General features: G+C 66.1%; 17 protein-coding genes. 15 read left to right on the top strand and 2 right to left on the bottom strand.

Annotated features, from left to right (window positions below):
- On the top strand, window positions 1–1,266 hold the full coding sequence (locus QCE83_RS24420; protein WP_309817386.1) for a patatin-like phospholipase family protein: 1,266 nt from the start codon (window positions 1–3) through the stop codon (window positions 1,264–1,266).
- A gap of 18 nt (window positions 1,267–1,284) precedes the next feature.
- Here the strand turns inward: QCE83_RS24420 and QCE83_RS24415 are convergent, their stop codons facing one another.
- A complete protein-coding gene (locus tag QCE83_RS24415) occupies window positions 1,285–2,181 on the bottom strand; it encodes a LysR substrate-binding domain-containing protein (protein WP_309817384.1) in 897 nt (298 codons plus the stop codon).
- A 142-nt stretch (window positions 2,182–2,323) separates the two neighbouring features.
- On the opposite strand from QCE83_RS24415, the gene QCE83_RS24410 reads away from it, so the two are divergent.
- The 12 genes from QCE83_RS24410 (at window position 2,324) to QCE83_RS24355 (ending at window position 15,204) form a co-directional block, all read left to right on the top strand.
- Window positions 2,324–3,817, top strand: a complete 1,494-nt coding sequence (locus tag QCE83_RS24410) for an aldehyde dehydrogenase (RefSeq protein ID WP_309817383.1) — start codon at window positions 2,324–2,326, stop codon at window positions 3,815–3,817.
- Window positions 3,818–3,853: 36 nt separating this feature from the next.
- A complete protein-coding gene (locus QCE83_RS24405) occupies window positions 3,854–4,933 on the top strand; it encodes an ABC transporter substrate-binding protein (protein ID WP_309817382.1) in 1,080 nt (359 codons plus the stop codon).
- Between the two features lie 16 nt (window positions 4,934–4,949).
- Window positions 4,950–5,783, top strand: coding sequence for an ABC transporter permease (locus QCE83_RS24400; protein WP_309817381.1), 834 nt, complete (start codon window positions 4,950–4,952; stop codon window positions 5,781–5,783).
- Window positions 5,780–6,631, top strand: a complete 852-nt coding sequence (locus QCE83_RS24395; RefSeq protein WP_309817380.1) for an ABC transporter permease — start codon at window positions 5,780–5,782, stop codon at window positions 6,629–6,631. The genes QCE83_RS24400 and QCE83_RS24395 overlap by 4 nt, the downstream gene beginning before the upstream one ends.
- A gap of 17 nt (window positions 6,632–6,648) precedes the next feature.
- Window positions 6,649–8,238: an NAD(P)/FAD-dependent oxidoreductase gene (locus QCE83_RS24390; protein WP_309817378.1), complete on the top strand. Its 1,590-nt coding sequence runs from the start codon at window positions 6,649–6,651 to the stop codon at window positions 8,236–8,238.
- A gap of 39 nt (window positions 8,239–8,277) precedes the next feature.
- Window positions 8,278–9,366: an ABC transporter ATP-binding protein gene (locus tag QCE83_RS24385; protein ID WP_309817377.1), complete on the top strand. Its 1,089-nt coding sequence runs from the start codon at window positions 8,278–8,280 to the stop codon at window positions 9,364–9,366.
- A gap of 68 nt (window positions 9,367–9,434) precedes the next feature.
- Window positions 9,435–11,084, top strand: a complete 1,650-nt coding sequence (locus tag QCE83_RS24380) for a class I adenylate-forming enzyme family protein (RefSeq protein WP_309817375.1) — start codon at window positions 9,435–9,437, stop codon at window positions 11,082–11,084.
- A gap of 23 nt (window positions 11,085–11,107) precedes the next feature.
- The gene (locus tag QCE83_RS24375; protein WP_309817374.1) at window positions 11,108–11,959 is read left to right on the top strand and encodes an amidohydrolase family protein; all 852 of its coding nucleotides are present in this window, start codon (window positions 11,108–11,110) and stop codon (window positions 11,957–11,959) included.
- Window positions 11,960–12,010: 51 nt separating this feature from the next.
- Window positions 12,011–12,391 carry a VOC family protein gene (locus QCE83_RS24370; protein WP_309817372.1) on the top strand — a complete coding sequence of 127 codons (381 nt, stop codon included), beginning with the start codon at window positions 12,011–12,013 and terminating at the stop codon, window positions 12,389–12,391.
- A gap of 193 nt (window positions 12,392–12,584) precedes the next feature.
- Entirely contained in the window at window positions 12,585–12,905 is a 321-nt protein-coding gene (locus tag QCE83_RS24365; protein WP_309817369.1) for a DUF4148 domain-containing protein, read from the top strand.
- Between the two features lie 234 nt (window positions 12,906–13,139).
- Window positions 13,140–14,789 carry a DNA-binding protein gene (locus tag QCE83_RS24360; protein WP_309817367.1) on the top strand — a complete coding sequence of 550 codons (1,650 nt, stop codon included), beginning with the start codon at window positions 13,140–13,142 and terminating at the stop codon, window positions 14,787–14,789.
- A 7-nt stretch (window positions 14,790–14,796) separates the two neighbouring features.
- The gene (locus QCE83_RS24355) at window positions 14,797–15,204 is read left to right on the top strand and encodes a polyketide cyclase (RefSeq protein ID WP_309817364.1); all 408 of its coding nucleotides are present in this window, start codon (window positions 14,797–14,799) and stop codon (window positions 15,202–15,204) included.
- A gap of 9 nt (window positions 15,205–15,213) precedes the next feature.
- Here the strand turns inward: QCE83_RS24355 and QCE83_RS24350 are convergent, their stop codons facing one another.
- Window positions 15,214–17,376: a hypothetical protein gene (locus tag QCE83_RS24350; protein WP_309817361.1), complete on the bottom strand. Its 2,163-nt coding sequence runs from the start codon at window positions 17,374–17,376 to the stop codon at window positions 15,214–15,216.
- A gap of 160 nt (window positions 17,377–17,536) precedes the next feature.
- Here QCE83_RS24350 and QCE83_RS24345 point away from each other — a divergent pair, with 160 nt between their 5' ends.
- Together QCE83_RS24345 and QCE83_RS24340 are read left to right on the top strand one after the other, a co-directional pair.
- Window positions 17,537–18,364, top strand: a complete 828-nt coding sequence (locus tag QCE83_RS24345) for an AraC family transcriptional regulator (RefSeq protein ID WP_309817359.1) — start codon at window positions 17,537–17,539, stop codon at window positions 18,362–18,364.
- 94 nt (window positions 18,365–18,458) lie between these two features.
- Entirely contained in the window at window positions 18,459–18,848 is a 390-nt protein-coding gene (locus tag QCE83_RS24340) for a cupin domain-containing protein (RefSeq protein WP_309817356.1), read from the top strand.
- The last annotated feature ends 31 nt before the right edge of the window (window positions 18,849–18,879 follow it).

The following is an 18,879-nucleotide window of genomic DNA, read 5'->3' as shown; positions in this document are numbered from 1 at the left end:
ATGCGCCGCAGTCAACGCAACTCACTCACGCAGGCGAACCACGTCGCGCTGCCGGACTACGACGAGGTCTGTCTCGTGCTGCAAGGCGGCGGCGCGCTGGGTTCCTACCAGGCGGGCGTATCCGAGGGACTGGCCGAGGTGGGCGTCGAGCCGAGCTGGACCTCGGGCATTTCCATCGGTGCGCTGAACACGGCGATCGTCGCGGGCAATGCGCCTGAACACCGCGTGGCGGCGCTGCGCGGCTTCTGGAACACGATCTGCCAGCCGGCGGATCTGATCGGGCACGTGGGCGCGTTCGTGCCCGCCGCGTTTGGCTTCGCGAACATGGGCCGGACGTTTTCGAGCATGTGGGCGGCGGCGCGCGCCTTGACCGAGGGCCAGCGCGGCTTCTTCTCGCCGCGCGTGCAGGTGCCGGCGCTCGTTCCGGACGCGCAGGCGAAGCTCCCGAGCAATGTCAGCTACTACGACACCTCGGCGTTGCGCGCGACGCTGCTGCAATTCGCCGACTTCGACCGCATCAACGACGGCAACATGCGCGTGTCAGTGGGCGCGGTGAATGTGCGCACGGGCAATCTCGTGTACTTCGACAACACCAAAATGCGTCTCGAGCCCGAGCACTTCATGGCCTCGGGCGCGTTGCCGCCGGGCTTTCCGGCGGTGGAGATCGACGGCGAGTTCTATTGGGACGGCGGGCTGGTCTCGAACACGCCGTTGACGGAGATCATCCGCGAGAGCCAGCACAAGGACACGCTCGTGTTCCAGGTGGATCTGTGGAGCGCGCGCGGCACCTTGCCGGGCGATTTCCTCGACGTGAGCGAGCGCACCAAGGACATTCAGTATTCGAGCCGCACGCGCGCCATTACCGATTTCGTCTCGCACAACCAGAAGCACGCGCGGCTCATCAAGGAACTGCTCGAACACGTGCCGGAAAAGGTGCGGCGTTCGCATCCGCTGCTGCGCGAGGCGCAGAAGGTGGCGGACGGCGGCGCGGTGAACGTCGTGCATCTGATCTACAAGAACAAGTTCTTCGAAGGCCATTACAAGGACTACGAGTTCAGCAACGACACGATGGACGAGCACTGGGCGAGCGGCCTGGAAGATATCCGGCGGTCGTTCGGCCATCCGGAATGGTTCGAGATTCCGAGTCACGACCTGGGTTTCGTCACCCATGACGTGCATCGCTTCGAGGCCGCGCCGCAAGCCGTGGCCGAGCCGCCGAAGGCGGTGTCTAAGCCGCTGGAAGACGACGTTCCGGCCGACGCCTGAACGTCGGCCAGGCGCGCCTCAGCCCGCCGCCATGCGCGCGGCGGTCTCCTTCAGCTGCGCGACGAACTGATTGACGATCACCGATCTCGGCCTGCCGGGCGCGAACAGGAACCGCGGCTCGACGGGCACCGCCGGCGAAAAGCGCCGCGAGACGAGATCGGGGAACGAGCGGCCCATCAGCGCGAACGGATCGACCAGCGCGACGGCATTGGCCTCCCGCACCAGCGCGCACAGCACCGGCGTGCTGTTCGAGACGAACGCGCTCGAAAAACTCCTGCCTTGCGCGCGAAACGCCTCGCGCAGCCGCCAGCCGGTCAGCGTGTCCTCGCCGAAGGTGGCGAGCATTTCTGTATCCAGCAAACGCGGCGTCACGGTCTTGCGCTCCGCCAGCGGATGCCCGGCGCGCATCACGCAACGCAGCTCCGCGCTGCAAAACTCTTCCACTTCGAGCGTGCCTGACGGCGCGGCCACATCGAGAATGCCGAAGTCCGCCTGATTGTTGTTCACGTATTCGACGACATGCCGCGTGGGCAGCGCGCGGATATCGAATTCGACAGACGGATGCGTCTCGCGAAACTCGCCGACCGCCCGCGCCACGATGGTCGTGGCCAGCATGGACACGGTGGACACGCGAATGGAGCCGCGCTGGCCTTGCTGGATCTCGCGCGCCGTTTCGGCAATGGACTGCACGCTGCCGAACAACCGTTCGATCTCCGGCAGGATGGCCTCGGCCTCGGGCGTGCAGACCAGCCGGCCTTTCACGCGCAGAAAGAGCGTGAGGCCGATCTCTTCCTCCAGCATGCGCAGCGTCTTGGTCACGGCGGGCTGCGACACATACAGCAGCCGCGCTGCCGCCGACACGCTGCCGGCCTTCACGACCGCACGGAAGATCTCGAGATGACGCACTTTGAGCATGGCGGGCACCGGGAAAAGGTATAACTTTTCGGCAGGAACAAGCTTAGCAGAATGTATTGGTTTTCATACTTTTGAAACCGTACACTGATTTCAGTCGCATGAACGCATGAGCCAATCGAACTGACATTCAAGGAGCCTTGCTGTGAGCATTCCCGACGCAACGGTGTGGCGCGCACGCGCCGAGTCACTCCGGCCCGAGGGGCGGGCGTTCATCGACGGGCAATACGTGTCCGCGCTCTCCGGCAAGACCTTCGCCACCGTGAATCCCGCCACGGGCCGGGTCATCGCGGAGATTGCCGAGTGCGGCAGCGAGGACGTGGACGTGGCGGTCGCCAGCGCGCGGCGCGCGTTCGAAGCGGGCGTCTGGTCGCGCCGCGCGCCCGCCGAGCGCAAGGCCGTGTTGCTGCGCTTCGCGCAATTAATGATGGAGCATCGCGAAGAACTGGCGCTGCTCGAATCGCTCGATGTCGGCAAGCCCATCGCAAACGCCTATAACGGCGACATCGTCAGTTCGGCGACCTGTATCCAGTGGTACGGCGAGGCCATCGACAAGCTCTATGGCGAAACCGCGCCCGCCGCTCCCGACATGACCACGATGATCGTGCGCGAGCCGCTCGGCGTGGTCGCGGCGGTGGTGCCGTGGAACTATCCGCTGTCCATGGCGAGCTGGAAGCTCGGCCCGGCGCTGGCTGCGGGTAATTCGGTGATCCTGAAGCCCGCCGAGCAGTCGCCGCTGAGCGCCATCCGCATCGCCGCGCTCGCGGCCGAAGCCGGCCTGCCGCCCGGCGTGCTCAACGTGCTGCCGGGCTACGGCGAGACGGCGGGGCGTGCGCTCGGCCTGCACATGGACGTCGATGCCGTCGGCTTCACCGGCTCCACGGCGGTCGGCAAGCTGTTCATGCAGTATTCCGGGCAGTCGAACATCAAGCGCGTCGGGCTCGAATGCGGCGGCAAGAGCCCGCATATCGTGCTCGACGACTGCCCCGACCTCGACGCCGCCGCACGCGCCGTCGCGGCGGGCATCTTCGCCAACAGCGGACAGGTGTGCAATGCGGGCTCGCGCCTGATCGTCCACGCCGCCGTGCGCGATGAACTGCTGGAGAAGGTCGCGGCCATCGCGCGCGATCTCGTGCCCGGCGATCCGCTCGATCCCGCCACGAAGATGGGCGCGATCGTGAGCCAGGTGCAGCACGAGTCGGTGCTGTCGTATATCGACGCCGGCCGGGCCGATGGCGCGCAGGTCATCGCGGGCGGGCGCGCGGCGCGGACGGAATCGGGCGGCTTCTTCATCGAGCCGACGGTCTTCGACCAGGTCAGCAACACCATGCGGATCGCGCGCGAAGAGATCTTCGGGCCGGTGCTGGCGGCGATCACCGTCGAGTCGCCGGAAGAAGCCGTGCGCATCGCCAACGACACCATCTACGGCCTCGCCGCCGCCGTCTGGACCTCGAACATCACGCGCGCGCAGCAGGTGTCGCGTCAACTGAAGGCGGGCGTCGTGTGGGTCAACTGCTTCGACCGCGGCACGATGTCGTCGCCGTTCGGCGGCTTCAAGCAATCCGGCTTCGGCCGCGACAAGTCGATGCACGCCTTCGACAAATACATGGACTGGAAGGCCATCTGGATCGCCGGATAAAGCATCGCCCCGACCCGACCACTCAGGGAGACCGACATGAAAGCGCAAGTCCCGCAGCAACCCGAAGCCGATGCCGACGCCCCGGCGCCCGCGCGCCGCGTATTCCTGCAACAGGCGGGCGCGCTCGCCGGGGCCGCGCTGCTCGGCGCGCCGGCCATCGTGCGCGCGCAGTCGAAGAGCATCGCCGTGACCTGCTGGGGCGGCGCCTACGAAGCCGCGATACGCGGCGCGTTCGCCGAGCCGTTCACGAAGGAGACGGGCATCGCGGTGACGCTCGTCAACAGCGCGGACCTCGCGCGCATGAAGGTGCAGGTGGAGTCGAAGAACGTCTCGTGGGACGTGTTCGACAGCATCGGGCCGCAGATCGTCACCGGCTCGCGCCAGGGCATGTGGGAAAAGCTCGATCCGGCGATCGTCAAGACCGATGGCCTCATCACGAAGACCGGGGCGGATTTCGTCGGCACGTATTCGTATGCGGGGGGCATCGGCTTCGATCCGAAGCGCAGCGGCAAGCCGCCGACGACCTACGCCGAGTTCTGGGACGTGAAGACTTATCCGGGGCGGCGCGGGCTGCGTCCGCGCGTCAGCGAGAATCTGGAGATGGCCCTGCTCGCCGACGGCGTCGCGCCCGACAAGCTCTATCCGCTCGACGTCGAACGCGCCTTCAAGGCGATGGACCGCATCAAGCCGGCGGTGCGCAAGTGGATCGAGACCACGCCGGAAACCGTGACGCTCATCGCCAGCAATGAACTGGACTTCACCTACACGTATCTGAGCCGCGTGCTGCCGGCCCAGCGCGCGGGCACGTCCATCCAGATGTCGATGAAGCAGACCCTCAACAGCCTCGAATACCTCGCGGTGCCCAAGTATGGCAAGAACACGCAGGCCGCGATGCAGTACGTGGCGTTCTGCCTGCGTCCGGACCGGCAGGCGGCGTTCTGCGAGATGGTGGAATTCGCGCCGAACACGGCCGCCGCGATGCCGCTCGTCTCGGCCGCCGCGAAGGCGCGCATGCCGGACATGCACGATCCGAACAGCATCGTCATCAACGACCAATGGTGGGGCGATCACTACGATGCGCTGCAGAACCGCTTCACCACCTGGATGCTGACCTGAGTCCCCGGCGCGCGCGATGAACTACTCGCTGAACCTGAAGTCCGTGGTCGTGATGCTGCTGCCGCTCTACGGGCTGCTCGCGGTGTTCTTTCTCTGGCCGCTCGGCCTGGTGGGCTGGTCGAGCATCTGGGAGAACGGCTTCACCCTGCGCGGCTATGCGCAGGTGCTGAGCAATCCGCTGATTCATCGCGTGCTAGGCAACACGCTCGTCATCAGCGTGACCGCGACGGTGGCGAGTCTCGTGCTGGGCTATATCGTCGCGTTGCATCTGGCGCGGCTGCCCGCGTCGAAGCGCACGCCGTATCTCGTGATGGTGATGCTGCCGTTCTGGACCAGCATCCTCGTCAAGAGCTATGCGTTCACGGTGGTGCTGGGGAGCGCGGGGATCATCGCGAAGCTGGCCGGATGGATCAGCGGCGACGCCTGGCATCCGGACCCGATGTTCAACCGTACGGGCGTGGTGATCGGCATGAGCAACTATCTGCTGCCCTTCATGGTGCTGCCCATCCTGACCAGCCTCACCGCGCAGAACCGCAACCTGAAGTTCGCGGCGGAGATGATGGGCGCGGGCCAGTGGCTGATCTTCGCGCGCATCACGCTGCCGCTCTCGATGCCCGGCGTGATCGCCGGCGTGCTGATGTGCCTGACGCTCTCGATGGGCATGTACATCACGCCCGCATTGCTCGGCGGACCGCGCGACATGATGCTCGCCAACCTGATCGACTTCTACACGCGCCAGACGCTCGACTGGACGCTCGCCGCGTCCATCGCGATGATGCTGCTCGTGCTGTCCGGCGTGCTGATCGCGCTGCTCGGACGCGTGCAGCGCGGCCAGGAGGCCTTCGCATGACGTCCACCGCCGCCCGTGTCAGCAAGGACTTTGCGGTGCCGGAACCGCGCCGCCGTGATTTTCGCGGGATGTGGCGCGTGCTCGGCGCGCTCGGCGGCTGGTGCGGCTATCTGTTCCTGCTGCTGCCGAGTCTCGTGGTCGTGCCGGTGTCGTTCGGCGGCGGCAGCGAACTGAGCTTTCCGCCGAAGACCTTCTCGCTGGAACTGTTCCACCGCTTCCTGACCGATCCCGCGTGGTGGGGCTCGGCGCTCACGAGCGTGATGGTGGCGCTACTGGCTTCGGCGATTTCCGTCGCAGTGGGCCTGCCGGGCGCGTATGCACTGGCGCGCGGTCGCTTTCCGGGGCGCCGCGTGCTGGAAACCTTCGCGATCACGCCGATGCTGATTCCCGTCGTGGTCCTGGGCCTCGGCATCTACAAGCAGTTTTCCATGCTGGCGCTGGTCAACACGGTGTGGGGCATCGCGCTGGCGCATGCGGTGCTGGTGGTGCCGTTCGTCGTGATCGCGGTGGGGTCGGGACTCAAGCATGCGGACCCGGCGCTCGAAGCGGTGGCCATGCTGATGGGCGCGAGCCGCGTGCGCATCTTCTTCCAGGTGGTGTTGCCGCAGATTCGCGCGTCGGTGGCCGTGAGCGTGCTGTTCGCGTTCCTGCTGTCGTTCGATGAAGTCGTGGTCGCGTACTTCATCTCCGGCCCGCAGACGACCACCTTGCCGGTCAAGATGTACAGCGCGATCCGCTGGGAAGTGTCGCCGGTGCTGGCGGCGGTATCGACGCTGCTGACGCTCGTCTCGCTCGCCGTGTGCCTCGGCATCATGGCCCTGCAACGGCGCGACGCGCCCGCCGAATAATCTCTCTGACAACCATCATGGCGAACCAGTACGACGCGGTGATCATCGGTGCGGGCCACAACGGCCTGGTGTGCGGCGCGTATCTCGCGCGCAAGGGCTTCAAGGTGTGCCTGCTGGAGCGTCGCGAACTGGTGGGCGGCGCGGCGGTCAGCGAGGCCGTGTGGCCGGGGTATCGCGTGTCGGTGGCGTCGTACACGATGGCGCTGCTGCAACCGCGCATCATCGAGGAACTGGAACTGGCGAAGCATGGCTACGAGATCATCGTGCCGCCGCCGATGACGCATCTGTACGGTGACGGCCGCAGCCTGATCGTGCGCGCGGAAGGTCCACGTTTGTTCGAGGACATCGCGCGTTTCAGCGCGAAGGACGCCGACGCCTACAGCAAGTATCGCGCGCACATGACGAAGCTCGGCAAGCTGGTCGCGGACATGCTGTGGGAAATTCCGCCCGATCCCGCCGATGGCGCGCTCGCCGCACGAAGCCGTCTGCTTGGCTTTGCGTGGCGCTTCCGGGACATGGGCGAGCGCTTCTACGATCTCTACGACGTGCTGACGCTTTCCGCGCGCGACTACCTCGCGCGCTGGTTCGAATCCGACGAGATGATCACGGCGATGGGCTTCTACGCCTCTTGCGGCGGCGCGGCCACGAGCATCTGTTCGCCGGGATCGGCGTATGTGCTGCTGCGCGGCTTCATCCGCGATCACACGACGCCCGCCGGACCTGCCGGTTTCGTGCGCGGCGGCATGGGATCGATCTCGGAGGCGATTGCCGCGTCGGGCAAGGCGCACGGCATGGAAGTGCGCTGCGATGCGCCGGTGGCCTCGGTGGAAGTGAAGGGCGAGCGCGCGACCGGCGTGCGGCTTGCATCGGGCGAACTGATCGAGGCGGGCTGCGTGATCTCGAACGTGGCGACCAAGGTGCTGTTCCAGCAACTGGTCGGCGCGGAGCACGTGCCGTCTGAGTTTCGCGCACGCGTCGCGCAGATCCGCGACCGTTCCACGGCGTTCAAGGTCAATCTCGCGCTGAACCGCCTGCCCGTCTTCACGGACTTCGACGCACGCGCGGCTGGCTTCGATTATCCGGCGCAGGTGCGTATCGGGCCTTCGGTCGAGTATCTGGAACGCGCGTGGGACGCCGCCAAGTATGGCGAGATCGCGCCGCATCCGCCGCTCGTGGTGATGAGCCCGAGTGCGGTGGATCCTGGTGTCGCGCCCGAGGGCAAGCATCTGATGAGCATCTTCGGCCAGCACGCGCCCTATGCGTTGCGCGAAGGTTCGTGGGACACGCAGCGCGAGCGGCTGGTCGAGATCGTGCTGGATACGCTGGCGCAGTACGCGCCTGACATTCGCGAATGCATCGACGCGGCGCAGGTCCTGTCGCCCGTCGATCTGGAACGCATCTTCGCGCTGCCGGGCGGCCACGTGCATCACGGCGAACTCAGCGCCGACCAGATTTTCTTCCGCCGCCCGGTGCGCGGCGCGGCGGACTATCGCACGCCTGTCAAAGGGCTTTATCAGTGCGGCGCGTCGGTGCATCCCGGCGGCGGCGTGACGGGCGTGCCGGGGCACAACGCGGCGCAGGTCGTGATGCGCTGCGAGCGGCATTGAGCGACGAAGCAACGAAGCAACGAATAGCGGATTCCGACGATGAACATGATCGAACTGAAGCAGGTCTCGCGGCGCTACGGCGACGTGCAGGCGCTCGCGCCGCTGGACTTCAGCGTGAAGCAGGGCGAATTCGTCACGCTGCTCGGGCCGAGCGGCTCGGGCAAGACCACACTGCTTAATCTGATCGCGGGCATGGTGAAGCCATCGTCGGGACAGATCTTCGTGCGCGGCGTCGACATCACGAACGCGCCGCCGAGCGCGCGCGGCCTCGGCATGGTGTTCCAGAACTATGCGCTGATGCCGCACATGACCGTGTTCGACAACATCGCGTTCCCGCTGCGCGTGCGCAAAGTGCCGAAGGACGAGATCCGCCGCCGCGTGCACGAGGTGCTCGACATGGTGCGCCTGCCGGACCTGGCCGCGCGCAAGCCGAAGGAACTGTCGGGCGGGCAGCAGCAGCGCGTGTCGCTGGCGCGCTGCATCGTCTACAACCCGGCGCTGATCCTGCTCGACGAACCGCTCGGCGCACTCGACAAGAAGCTGCGCGAACAGATGCAGTTCGAGATTCGCCGGCTGCATGCGCGGCTCGGCATCACGATGCTGAACGTCACGCACGATCAGGACGAGGCGCTCTCGATGTCCGACCGCATCGTGCTGATGAACGAAGGACGCGTCGAACAGATCGCGACGCCCGACGAGCTGTATCGCGCGCCACGGACGGCGTTCGCGGCGAGCTTCATCGGCACGGCGAACCTGATTGCGGGCACGGTGCAGGAGAGCGGCGGCGAGCACATCGTGGTGTCGACCGCGCTCGGCATGCTGCGCGCGGCGCGCGGGGTGAACGGCCTGTCGCGCGGCGCGGCCGTCAAGCTGCTGGTGCGTCCGGAGAGCGTGCGGATGCTGCCGGCAGCGTCTGGCGAAGAGGCGCAACAGGCGCCGCGCCACGCCGGCACGCTCGAAGATTCGATCACGCTCGGCAGTGTGGTGCGCCATCACGTGCGCCTGCCGGGCGACATGCAGATCGTCGTGCAGCAGCAGGGCGGCAGGCACGGCACGGCCCATGCGCGGGGCGCGCCGGTGATGCTCGACTGGGCGCCGGAGGATTGTCAGGTGATCGCGCAGGACTAGCGTCAGCCAGGGCCAGACCCGCGGCGTGCAGTGCGCCGCGCTACGAGGATGGGTTTCAGGAGAACACGATGACAACACAGTCGCCGACCGTGGAGGACGAACTCGTCCGTCGAAAACGGCAGGAGCAGCTCGCGTTGCCCGAGTCGCTCGGACAGTTCGTGCGCGAGCAGGCCGCGCTCTACGGCGGCAAGACCGCGGCCGTGTGGTTCGAGCGCGGGGTCAGCATGACCTACGCCGAACTCGATCGCGCGGCGTCGCAGCTTGCCGATGCGCTCGTCAGGCGCGGCGTGCGCAAGGGCTGTCACGTGGCGCTGATGTTGAAGAACGCGCCCGAGTTTCCGGTGACGTGGATCGCGCTCGGGCGCATCGGCGCGGTGATGGTGCCGGTCAATACCGCCTATACGCGCGATGAAATGCGCTTCGTGCTCGATGACGCCGATGTCCAGTATCTCGTGATCGATGAAGAATACGTCCCACGCCTGGAAGGCTTCGACGCACTGCCCGGACTGCTGGCATGGGAACGCGTGATCGTCAGCGGAGCGTACGGCGCGCGCGCCGACCTGCTGCAATGGCAGACGCTGCTGGCTTCGGGGCGCGCGGACTTCGCGGCGCCGACGCATGTTTCCCGCGACGATCTGCTGAACCTCCAGTACACCTCCGGCACCACGGGTTTCCCGAAGGGCTGCATGCTGAGCCACGACTACTGGATGATCCATTGCCACGGCGCGGCGCGGCATCGCCGGGGCGCGGACGCGGGCATCGAGAACGTGCTGATCTGGGCGCCGTTCTTCTACATGGACCCGCTGTGGCAGTTCCTGATGACGCTGAAGCTCGGCGGCACCGCCTACATTGCGGAGCGGATGAGCCTGACGCGCTTCATGTCCTGGCTGATCGACTATCGCATTCACTACTGCATCTTTCCGGAGCCGGCGTTGAGCCAGCATCCGCGCGGCCCGGGCGATGCCGCCGTGTGCCTGAAGTACATCAGCATCTACGGCTGGACCCGGCCGGCGCGCGAGGAAGTGCAGGCGCGCTTCGGCGTGATCGCGCGTGAAGGCTTCGGCATGACCGAGGTGGGGACAGGCGCGCTGGTGCCGGCGTGGGCCGGCGAGAAGGCGCTGGAGCGCACCTGCGGCCTGCCCGCGCCGTTCCGCGAGCTGCAGATTCGCCGGGAAGACGGCAGCCCCGCGCATGTGGATGAAGTCGGCGAATTGTGGATACGCGGACGCGGCATTTTGTGGGGCTATTACAAGCGGCCCGAGGCCAACGCCGAAAGTTTCGACGGCGACTGGTTCCGCACCGGCGACCTGTTCCGGCGCGATGCCGACGGCTTCTATTACATCGTCGGCCGCATCAAGGAGATGATCAAGCGCGCGGGCGAGAACGTCTCGGCGACGGAAGTGGAGACCGTGCTGCGCAGCATGGACGCCATCGACGAAGCCGCGGTCGTGCCCGTGCCCGATCCGCTGCGCCGCGAGGAAGTGAAGGCCTATCTGAAGCTGCGCGAGGGTTTCACGCGCGCGGAGGTGACGCCTGCCGCCGTGTTCGAGCATTGCGCGCGGCATCTCGCGGCGTTCAAGGTGCCGCGTTATCTCCAATACATGGAAGGCGATTTTCCGCGCACGCCTTCGAGGAAGATCGCCAAGAAGCGGCTGATTGCCGAGACGGCCGATCCCTTCGTGAACACCTACGACCGCCAGGAAGCGCGCTGGCGGTGACCTGATTTGTGCAGGAGTCTCTCATGTTCGTGGACTTTTCGAGTCGTCCGCCCGTGTTGCAGTTCAACGGGCCTGCGGACCATCTGTCGAATTACCGGCGCGTGTATCAGGGCACCGAGGCGCAGGCGGCCAGCACCGTGTGTCATGATCCGCTCGCCGACTACCTCGCGATCTACGAGCGGCTCCAGGCACGGCACGTCGTGCTCAAGGCGCGCGACCTGACCAGCACGTTCGGCGTGAAGATATCGAACGAGGATGTGGCTGCGTTCTGCCGCCAGCATGGCGAGCGCTATATCGGCTTCGCGGGTGTCGATCCGCATGCGGGCGCGACAGCCGTCGCCGAGTTCGAGACCGCCGTGCGGGAGCTCGGCTTGCGCGGTCTGAACGTGCAAGGCTTCGAACACCGGCTGGCGATCGACGACCCGTTGCTGTTTCCGCTGTATGCGAAGTGCGTGGAACTGGACGTGCCGGTGAACATCCATTGCGGCGCGAACTTTTCCACCCATACGTCGATGATGTACGGTCATCCGGCCGCGCTCGACCGGGTGATGATGGCGTATCCCGGCCTGCGCGTGTGCGCGTCGCCGCCGGGCTGGCCATGGGTGCAGGAACTGCTGGCGGTGGCGTGGCGGCATCCGGGCGTGTGGATCGGCACGGTGGCGGTGCGTCCGAAGCTGCTGGCCACTGCGCATTCCGGGTATGAGGCCTTGCTGCAATACGGCCGGACCGTGCTGAAGAAGCGCATGATCTTCGGCTCCGCTTTTCCGATGATGCCGGTCGAGCGCGCGCTGGAAGAGTTCGATGCGCTGGAGATGGCCGACGAAGTGCGTGAGGACTGGCGCTGCCATAACGCGCTGGCTTTTCTCGGTTTGTGACGGCGGTTTTTGCGTTAGTCTGGGCCTTTGTCGGCACGCAAAGGAGCGGTCATGAGCGAATGGAAACCCGCGTCGTATCCGTCGGTAAGCCCGTATCTGGTGTGCGAGCAGGCGGAGAAAGTCATCGACTTCCTCGAACAGGTGTTCGAAGCGTCGCTCGTGCGCCGCTTCGACCGGCCCGATGGCTCGCTGATGCACGCGGAAGTGCGCATCGACGACAGCATCGTGATGATCGGCGGCGGGGCGGCCGGGCAGGGGTCGGCGGGAACGCATGTGCACGTGTACGTGCGCGATGCGCAGGCGGTCTACGAGCGCGCGCTGCGGCAGGGCGCGGAGAGCGTGCAGGCGCCCGGCCGCAAGCGTGACGACGATGATTTCCGCGGCGGCTTTCGCGACGCCGCCGGCACGACTTGGTGGGTGGCGACGCAGTGAACGGCTGAATTGCCGCCGTCCTTTTGTATCTCACTGTATCCGCCCGACGCGACGATACACGTCGATTCATTATCGGCCTTCAGCGAAACACGGCAGATACGTCCCGCAGTTCAAATACCTCCAGGCCCGAACGATCTGCAACACACAGCGGATCACAACAGGCTCTTCCCAACACATCCATTGGAGGTAAGTCATGAAACTCATCTCGTCGCTGATCGTCGCCGCCGCTGTCGCGCTTCCCGCTCTGTCGTTCGCACAGTCGAACCAGCCGCTGACGCGCGCCGAAGTCCGGGCGCAACTCGTCGAACTGCAACAGGCCGGCTACGATCCGGCAAGCGACCAGACGCAATATCCGCAGAACATCCAGGCGGCCGAAGCACGGCTGAACGCCGCGAAAGGCAGTTCGGCATACGGCGCGGTGGCGGATGCCGGCGTGGTGTCGGGCGCGCGCTCCAATGCCGCTTCGGGCGATACGACGGTCATCGGCCTCGGTTCGGTGTACGCCAGGCCGTAAGCGTTTCAGCGCTACCCAGACGGTTTTTCATCAAGCCCGGACGGCCTATGCCGTCCGGGCTTGATGCATGCCGGGACCGGCAAAAAGCCGCGTCGCGCACCGCCGAACCGGGTCCGCACCGCAAGCGCTTCACGGAAAATCGGTATCATCCATGTCCTCCGGCGGCGAATTCGCCAAATGTAACAACGCATCGCAGACGGTTTGCGTGCGACGCCACTGATTTCCGAGGCGCATATGCCCAACGACGTAGACACCATTACCGACGAGCAGATCGCGTCCATCGCCACTCGGCTCACCGAAGAAGGCCGCAAGGTTTCCCCGCTGACCGTCCGGGCAGAGCTGCCCGGCGCGTCGATCGTCGCGATCGCGGCCGGCCTGCAACGCTGGCGCGAGGCGCGTCAGCCCGAGGTGCCGCCGCAGCAGGCCCCGAGCGGCCTGCCCGACGACCTCGCCGAAACGCTCGTCAACGTGGCGCGGCGGTTGTGGACGGTCTCGCGCGACGAAACCGAACGCCTGTCCGGGCAGCATCTGAGCGTGGTGAGTCAGCGGCTCGCGACAGCGCTCTCGGACCGCGACGAGGCGCTGGCCGAAATTCAGAAATCCGGCGACGAAGCCGCGAACTATCGACGGGAAGCCGAAGAAGCCAGCAGCCGCCTGCGTGCCGCGGAGGAAGCGGCGGTGCGGCTGAAGGACGAGTTCTCGCAGACGAGCGCGCGCTTGCAGGCGATCGAGGCGCGCGCAGCGATGGAGCAGTCGCAATTGCAGGCGGTGAAGGAATCGCTCGAAGAACAGCGCCGCACGAACGAGACACTCAGCGGGATGCTCGCGGGCAAGGATGACGAGATCGCGCGCATCGGTCAGGAGCGTGCGAACCTGCAGGCACTGGTGTCTGGCAAGGATGACGAGATCGCACGCATCGGTCAGGAGCATGCGAACCTGCAGGCGCTGATGTCGGGCAAGGATGACGAGATCGCACGTATCGGTCAGGAGCATGCGAACCTGCAAGCGCTGGTGTCGGGCAAGGACGAGGAAATCGCGCGCATCGGCCAGAATCATGCGGAGCTGCAAGCGCTCATCTCCGGCAAGGACGAAGAACTGACGCGCATCGCGCAGGAACGCGACGCGGCCCGTCAGGACCACGCGACGCTCAGCCAGTCGTCGCAAGTCCGTTCCGACGAAGCCAGCGCCCAGCTGCAAGCCGCCGAAGCACGCGCCAGCGATACGCTCCAGCGCATCACCGCCCTCGAAGCCGAGCTGAACGAAGCGCGCGCCGCGTTGACGGCGGAACGCGAAGCGGCGTCCGCGCGTGGCGAGGAAGCCTCTGCGCAGCGCGAGCAGGTGAACCGCCTGCAAGGCGAACTCGAAGAAGCGCGCACGCAATTCAACCGCATCACCGAGGAGCGGGCGACGGAAAGCGCCGAACTCGCGCGCGTGTCGAACGAGGTCACGGCCCTGCGCGAGCGCGCCGAAACCGCCGAGAAGAACGCCACCGAACTCGCGCGGCGTCTCGTCGAAAAAGAGCAGGGCGAGGAGTCGGAACTGGCGTCGCTGCAACGTCAGGTCGCCGCGCAGGCCAAGGCGCATTCGAAGTCCTACGACGAACTGCGCGGCAACGCGGAGCAGTGGGTCACGTACGCCAAGGACTTGCGTCAGCGTCTCGACGTGGCCAACGAGAAAATCCTCTTCATCGATGCCCGCAGCACCGGCGAAGTCGCGCTCATGCGACGCCTTGCGGTGGAACTGGAGCGCCTGAAGCCCGATCACGAACTCGTGTTCCGCGAGGCGCAGCAGAAGCTGATTGGAGACAAGATGTCGCAACAGCTTGCGCAGAAGGGTTATCGCTACGATCCGGCGACGGCGGTCATGTCGAAGATCGAAGGCTGACACGGCCATGAGCGCGACGATGCACGCCACGACGCTCAGTGTGTCCATCGCGCGCGACTGGCGCGAACTCTACGAGGCGATCTGGCGTCCCGAAGTCTTTCCGACCTGGGCTTCGGGGCTCGCGCAATCGACGCTGGAAGCCGAAGGCGATCACTGGCGCGCACGCGGTCCCGAAGGCGACGTGCTGATCCGCTTCACCGCGCACAATGCGTTCGGCGTGATGGATCATCGCGTGACGCTGCCCGACGGTCACGAGATCACCATGCCCTTGCGCGTGATTCCGAATGGCGCGGGCGCAGAAGTGCTGTTGACGCTCTTCCAGCAGCCCGGCATGTCCGACGAGCAATTCGCCGCCGATGCCGACTGGGTCCGCCGCGACCTCGCTACGCTCGCTGCGCGTTATGGTGCGGCATAGCGTTGATCCTCAAGGCGTCCACCGGTACACAAGAATCTTCGCGCGCGCGTCGTCTTCCACCAGCACAACATATTCGCCATTGGCCCGGCGCGTCGCGCTGATGCCCAGTTCCACATCCACATAGCCGCTCGTGCCGCCGACATTCGCGCCCGGCGTCATCACGCCGACCGCCGCTCCGGTGCGCGCGTCGTACACATCGACCTTCTGTGTATAAAGCTCCGCGACGAACACATAGTCACCCGCCGTCGCAAGACCGACCGTCGTCACGGGCGGCGTGCTCGCGGTATTCCATGGCAGCGCGATCGACCAGGTCATGACCGGCGCGCCGCCGCTCCAGTTGTCGTAGCGCGCGAGCACCGGGCCGGCTTCCTTCCAGCGCGAAGCATCGTAAGGGATGTTCTGCGTGAAGCCCGAGACATACATCGTGTCGGTGGCCGCGACATACAGCACGCGTCCGATGCGCGTGAACGGCGCGGGCATCGCGTAGGTCTTCGCCGTGACGTACGAATAGACCGGATTGCCGAACGCATCGAAGCTCTGCACCGGCATTTGCCGGATGCCGCTCGTCGGCGTGCCGAACCAGACCGCGCCCGCTGCATCGACCCAGATGAAGCTGTTGCCCACCGTGCTGCCCGTCGACGCATTGCCGGTGTATTCGCCATCGTCCATCCGGCCATCGCCGTTCAGGTCGCGCCACAGCCATTCGCCATAGGCCGGCTGGTTCGCCGGATAGCCACCGGAGATGAAGCTCTCGGCGAACATGCCCGATGGAATCGCGATTTTGCCGTGCGCCGCGTCGAAGCGATGCACGTACAACTCGTGCGAATAAGGATCGAGCGTGTAGAGATACGGGCGGTTGCCGTTGAGACGCCGGACCATCGGCTCGCCGCGCACATTACGGCCGATATGCAGTTCGGGATCGTCGGGATACGCGAAGCGGTCCACCGTATAGGCCGTGTAGTTCCACTGCTTGCCGGGCGGCTGGGTCCAGTCCATCTTGAAGATCTTCGAGCCGGTGTAGATCGTGTCGGGCGCGCCGGGATCGAAGTCAGCGCCGTCGACGAAGACCAGGCCGTCCAGTTCCCACAACAACGCGCGCGAGGTTCCCCTGAAGGCTTGTAGGACCGCACCCGAACCCACCGACGCCGAATTCAGCCCGCGCGGGCCTTCGCCGTTTTGGCCCGCGTACAGGTTGCCTGCCGCGTCGAAGCCGAGGCCCGTAATGAAGTTGAAGCGGCCCGCCTCGATGGTTCCGGGCGTCGCATGACTCACGCCGTTCAGCGTGCCGACCGGCGTCAGCGCCTGAAACGCCGATGCGGTCCTGCGGTACGGAAGAATCTGCTGGCCGGGGCCGATGTCGGCGATATACAGATCGCCTGATGGCGCGACGGCGATGTCCGCCGGCACCGCGCCGGGCGGCAGCACGGGCGCGCCGCCGAGCAGGGCGCCGGACGCCGCATAGTGCGCGATGGCCGGCTGCCCGGTCAGCGCGCCGGTGATGACCCAGAGCGAGCCGTCGTTGTCGAGCGCCATGCGTCCCGGTGACGGCACGTCGAACGTACGCTTGCGGCGCATCGTCACGGCATCGAACACGATGATGCGGTTCGCATACTGATCGGCGACGAACAGCTCGGTGTCGTTCGCGGCCAGTCCGCGAATGCCGGCATCGGTGCCGGTGGGTACCGTATCGACGATCAGAAAGCTGTTCTTCGACGCATTCGCGCTGTTGCCCACGCCGCCCGCGAACGGCGCGCCCTGCGCGATGTTGCCGGTCGACCGGCGCGTGATGCCGAACCAGGTATAGCCATTCGGCGGATAGTCCGCGCCGGTGAGGCCGCCGTTCTGATTGCCGATCGACATCGCCGCGTAAAGATACGCGCCGTTGGACGTCACGGCGTCGCCGCCCGCTGCGCCCCATCCGTGCGTCCCGCCGGCGACGGCAAGGCGGTCGCCATTGCGATACGCGGCGATCTCGGCGCCGCTTTCGTCCCACGGCGAGTTCGTGTAGACGGTGCCGTCGGCGGCGACGTGCAGCGCCTGGATGTCCTGCTGCATCCATTTGCCGTCGCCATAGCCCCAGGTGTTGCCGAGCCATGAGGTCGTATAGGCGAGCGGTGCGGACAGGGCGGAGTTCGCCACGATGCAGGCCAGAAGGAGTGTCAAGCGTTTCATTGCGTGTTCCTTTGCTTGATGCCGCGTCCAGTCTGCTTGTCGGCGTGCTGGAGCGATGCTTGAGGCGGAAGCGCCGAAGCACGGATTCGGTGCGCATCGGCTAGTATTCGACACGGAAGTTGGACAGCGAATCAGCGCAAGCGTTGGATTGAGAGTGAACATGGACGGACGCAGGCAGGACAACACGCTCGACTGGGTGCGGCGGGCCGTGCCGGGCGAGGGCATCGAGCGCATCGAAGCCTGGTTCGGCGGCAAGGCGTACGGCATGCACCGGCACGATACCTACGCGATCGGCCGCACGCTCGCGGGCGTGCAGAGCTTCAACTACCGGCGCGGCCTGCGCAACAGCATCGCGGGACAGACCATGGTCCTGCATCCCGATGAAGCGCATGACGGCCAGGCTGGCACCGGCGAAGGTTTTCGCTATCGCATGCTGTATGTCGATCCGGCGTTGATCCAGGCCGTGCTCGGCGGCCGCGCGCTGCCGTTCATCGAGGGCGGACTGACCACCGATCCGCGCGTGTCCCGCGCTACTGAAGCGCTGCTGCGGCGTACGGAAGGCCCGCTGCCGCCGCTCGAACCACTCGAACGGCACGACGCGCTGACCGAACTCGCGCTGGCGCTCGCGCAGGCTTCCGGCGCGCGACTCGCCGACGACACCGGTGACTACGCAAGCGCCGTGCGCGCTCATGACTTCCTGCACGCGCATTGCGACCGCATCATGACACTCGATGAACTCGAACGCGTGACCGGGCGCGACCGCTTCGCGTTGTCGCGCGACTTTCGGAAGTTCTACGGCACGAGTCCGTATCGCTATCTGACACTGCGCCGGCTCGATCTCGCGCGCCGCCTGATGCTCGCCGGGGCGCCGCTCGCCGACGTCGCCGCGCAGGCGGGTTTCGCGGACCAGAGCCACATGACGCGCCAGTTCACGCGCGCCTATGGCATGCCGCCCGCGCGCTGGCGGGCGATCGCAGCGCAGCGTTGACGGGCATCTCACGGCTGCACGATCGTTCAAGACCCCGGCGCCGCATGCGCGCACAGTAGGCTCCGTTCCATCTATGACAACACGGAGTCGCACCATGCAGGACATTCCCTCCTCACGCGGACAAGGCATCGCCATCGATCCGCTCGACAAGGCGCGCCGCATCGACGGCTTCTGGCAACAACGCGTCATCGCCGAAATGAACGACTACCAGTTCAAGGTCGCGCGGCTCGAAGGCGAGTTCGTCTGGCATCGTCACGCGGATACCGACGAGACCTTCATCGTGCTCGAAGGCGAGCTGCGCATCGACTTTCGTGACGGTGCGATGACGCTGCGTGCGGGCGAGATCGGCGTCGTGCCGAAGGGCGTGGAGCACAAGCCGTTTGCCGCGAGCGAGGTGAAGATCATGCTGATCGAACCGCGCGGCGTGGTGAACACCGGCGATGCACAGAGCGACCGCACCGTGCCCAACGACCTCTGGATCTGACGCGCCCGCCTCTGGAACCGCGCCGGCAAGC

Source organism: Caballeronia sp. LZ034LL (genome assembly GCF_031451215.1).
In the GTDB taxonomy this organism is placed as follows: domain Bacteria; phylum Pseudomonadota; class Gammaproteobacteria; order Burkholderiales; family Burkholderiaceae; genus Caballeronia.
This window is presented reverse-complemented; position numbering and strand designations above follow the sequence as displayed.

What these genes read in the sequence shown, in the direction of transcription:
- QCE83_RS24400 (WP_309817381.1), top strand. Translation starts at nt 4,950, where the DNA reads ATGAACTACTCGCTGAACCTGAAGTCCGTGGTCGTGATGCTGCTGCCG.
- QCE83_RS24340 (WP_309817356.1), top strand. Translation starts at nt 18,459, where the DNA reads ATGCAGGACATTCCCTCCTCACGCGGACAAGGCATCGCCATCGATCCG.
- QCE83_RS24360 (WP_309817367.1), top strand. Translation starts at nt 13,140, where the DNA reads ATGCCCAACGACGTAGACACCATTACCGACGAGCAGATCGCGTCCATC.
- QCE83_RS24390 (WP_309817378.1), top strand. Translation starts at nt 6,649, where the DNA reads ATGGCGAACCAGTACGACGCGGTGATCATCGGTGCGGGCCACAACGGC.
- QCE83_RS24365 (WP_309817369.1), top strand. Translation starts at nt 12,585, where the DNA reads ATGAAACTCATCTCGTCGCTGATCGTCGCCGCCGCTGTCGCGCTTCCC.
- QCE83_RS24370 (WP_309817372.1), top strand. Translation starts at nt 12,011, where the DNA reads ATGAGCGAATGGAAACCCGCGTCGTATCCGTCGGTAAGCCCGTATCTG.
- QCE83_RS24355 (WP_309817364.1), top strand. Translation starts at nt 14,797, where the DNA reads ATGAGCGCGACGATGCACGCCACGACGCTCAGTGTGTCCATCGCGCGC.
- QCE83_RS24420 (WP_309817386.1), top strand. Translation starts at nt 1, where the DNA reads ATGCGCCGCAGTCAACGCAACTCACTCACGCAGGCGAACCACGTCGCG.
- QCE83_RS24405 (WP_309817382.1), top strand. Translation starts at nt 3,854, where the DNA reads ATGAAAGCGCAAGTCCCGCAGCAACCCGAAGCCGATGCCGACGCCCCG.
- QCE83_RS24350 (WP_309817361.1), bottom strand. Translation starts at nt 17,376, where the DNA reads ATGAAACGCTTGACACTCCTTCTGGCCTGCATCGTGGCGAACTCCGCC.
- QCE83_RS24345 (WP_309817359.1), top strand. Translation starts at nt 17,537, where the DNA reads ATGGACGGACGCAGGCAGGACAACACGCTCGACTGGGTGCGGCGGGCC.
- QCE83_RS24380 (WP_309817375.1), top strand. Translation starts at nt 9,435, where the DNA reads ATGACAACACAGTCGCCGACCGTGGAGGACGAACTCGTCCGTCGAAAA.
- QCE83_RS24395 (WP_309817380.1), top strand. Translation starts at nt 5,780, where the DNA reads ATGACGTCCACCGCCGCCCGTGTCAGCAAGGACTTTGCGGTGCCGGAA.
- QCE83_RS24415 (WP_309817384.1), bottom strand. Translation starts at nt 2,181, where the DNA reads ATGCTCAAAGTGCGTCATCTCGAGATCTTCCGTGCGGTCGTGAAGGCC.
- QCE83_RS24385 (WP_309817377.1), top strand. Translation starts at nt 8,278, where the DNA reads ATGAACATGATCGAACTGAAGCAGGTCTCGCGGCGCTACGGCGACGTG.
- QCE83_RS24375 (WP_309817374.1), top strand. Translation starts at nt 11,108, where the DNA reads ATGTTCGTGGACTTTTCGAGTCGTCCGCCCGTGTTGCAGTTCAACGGG.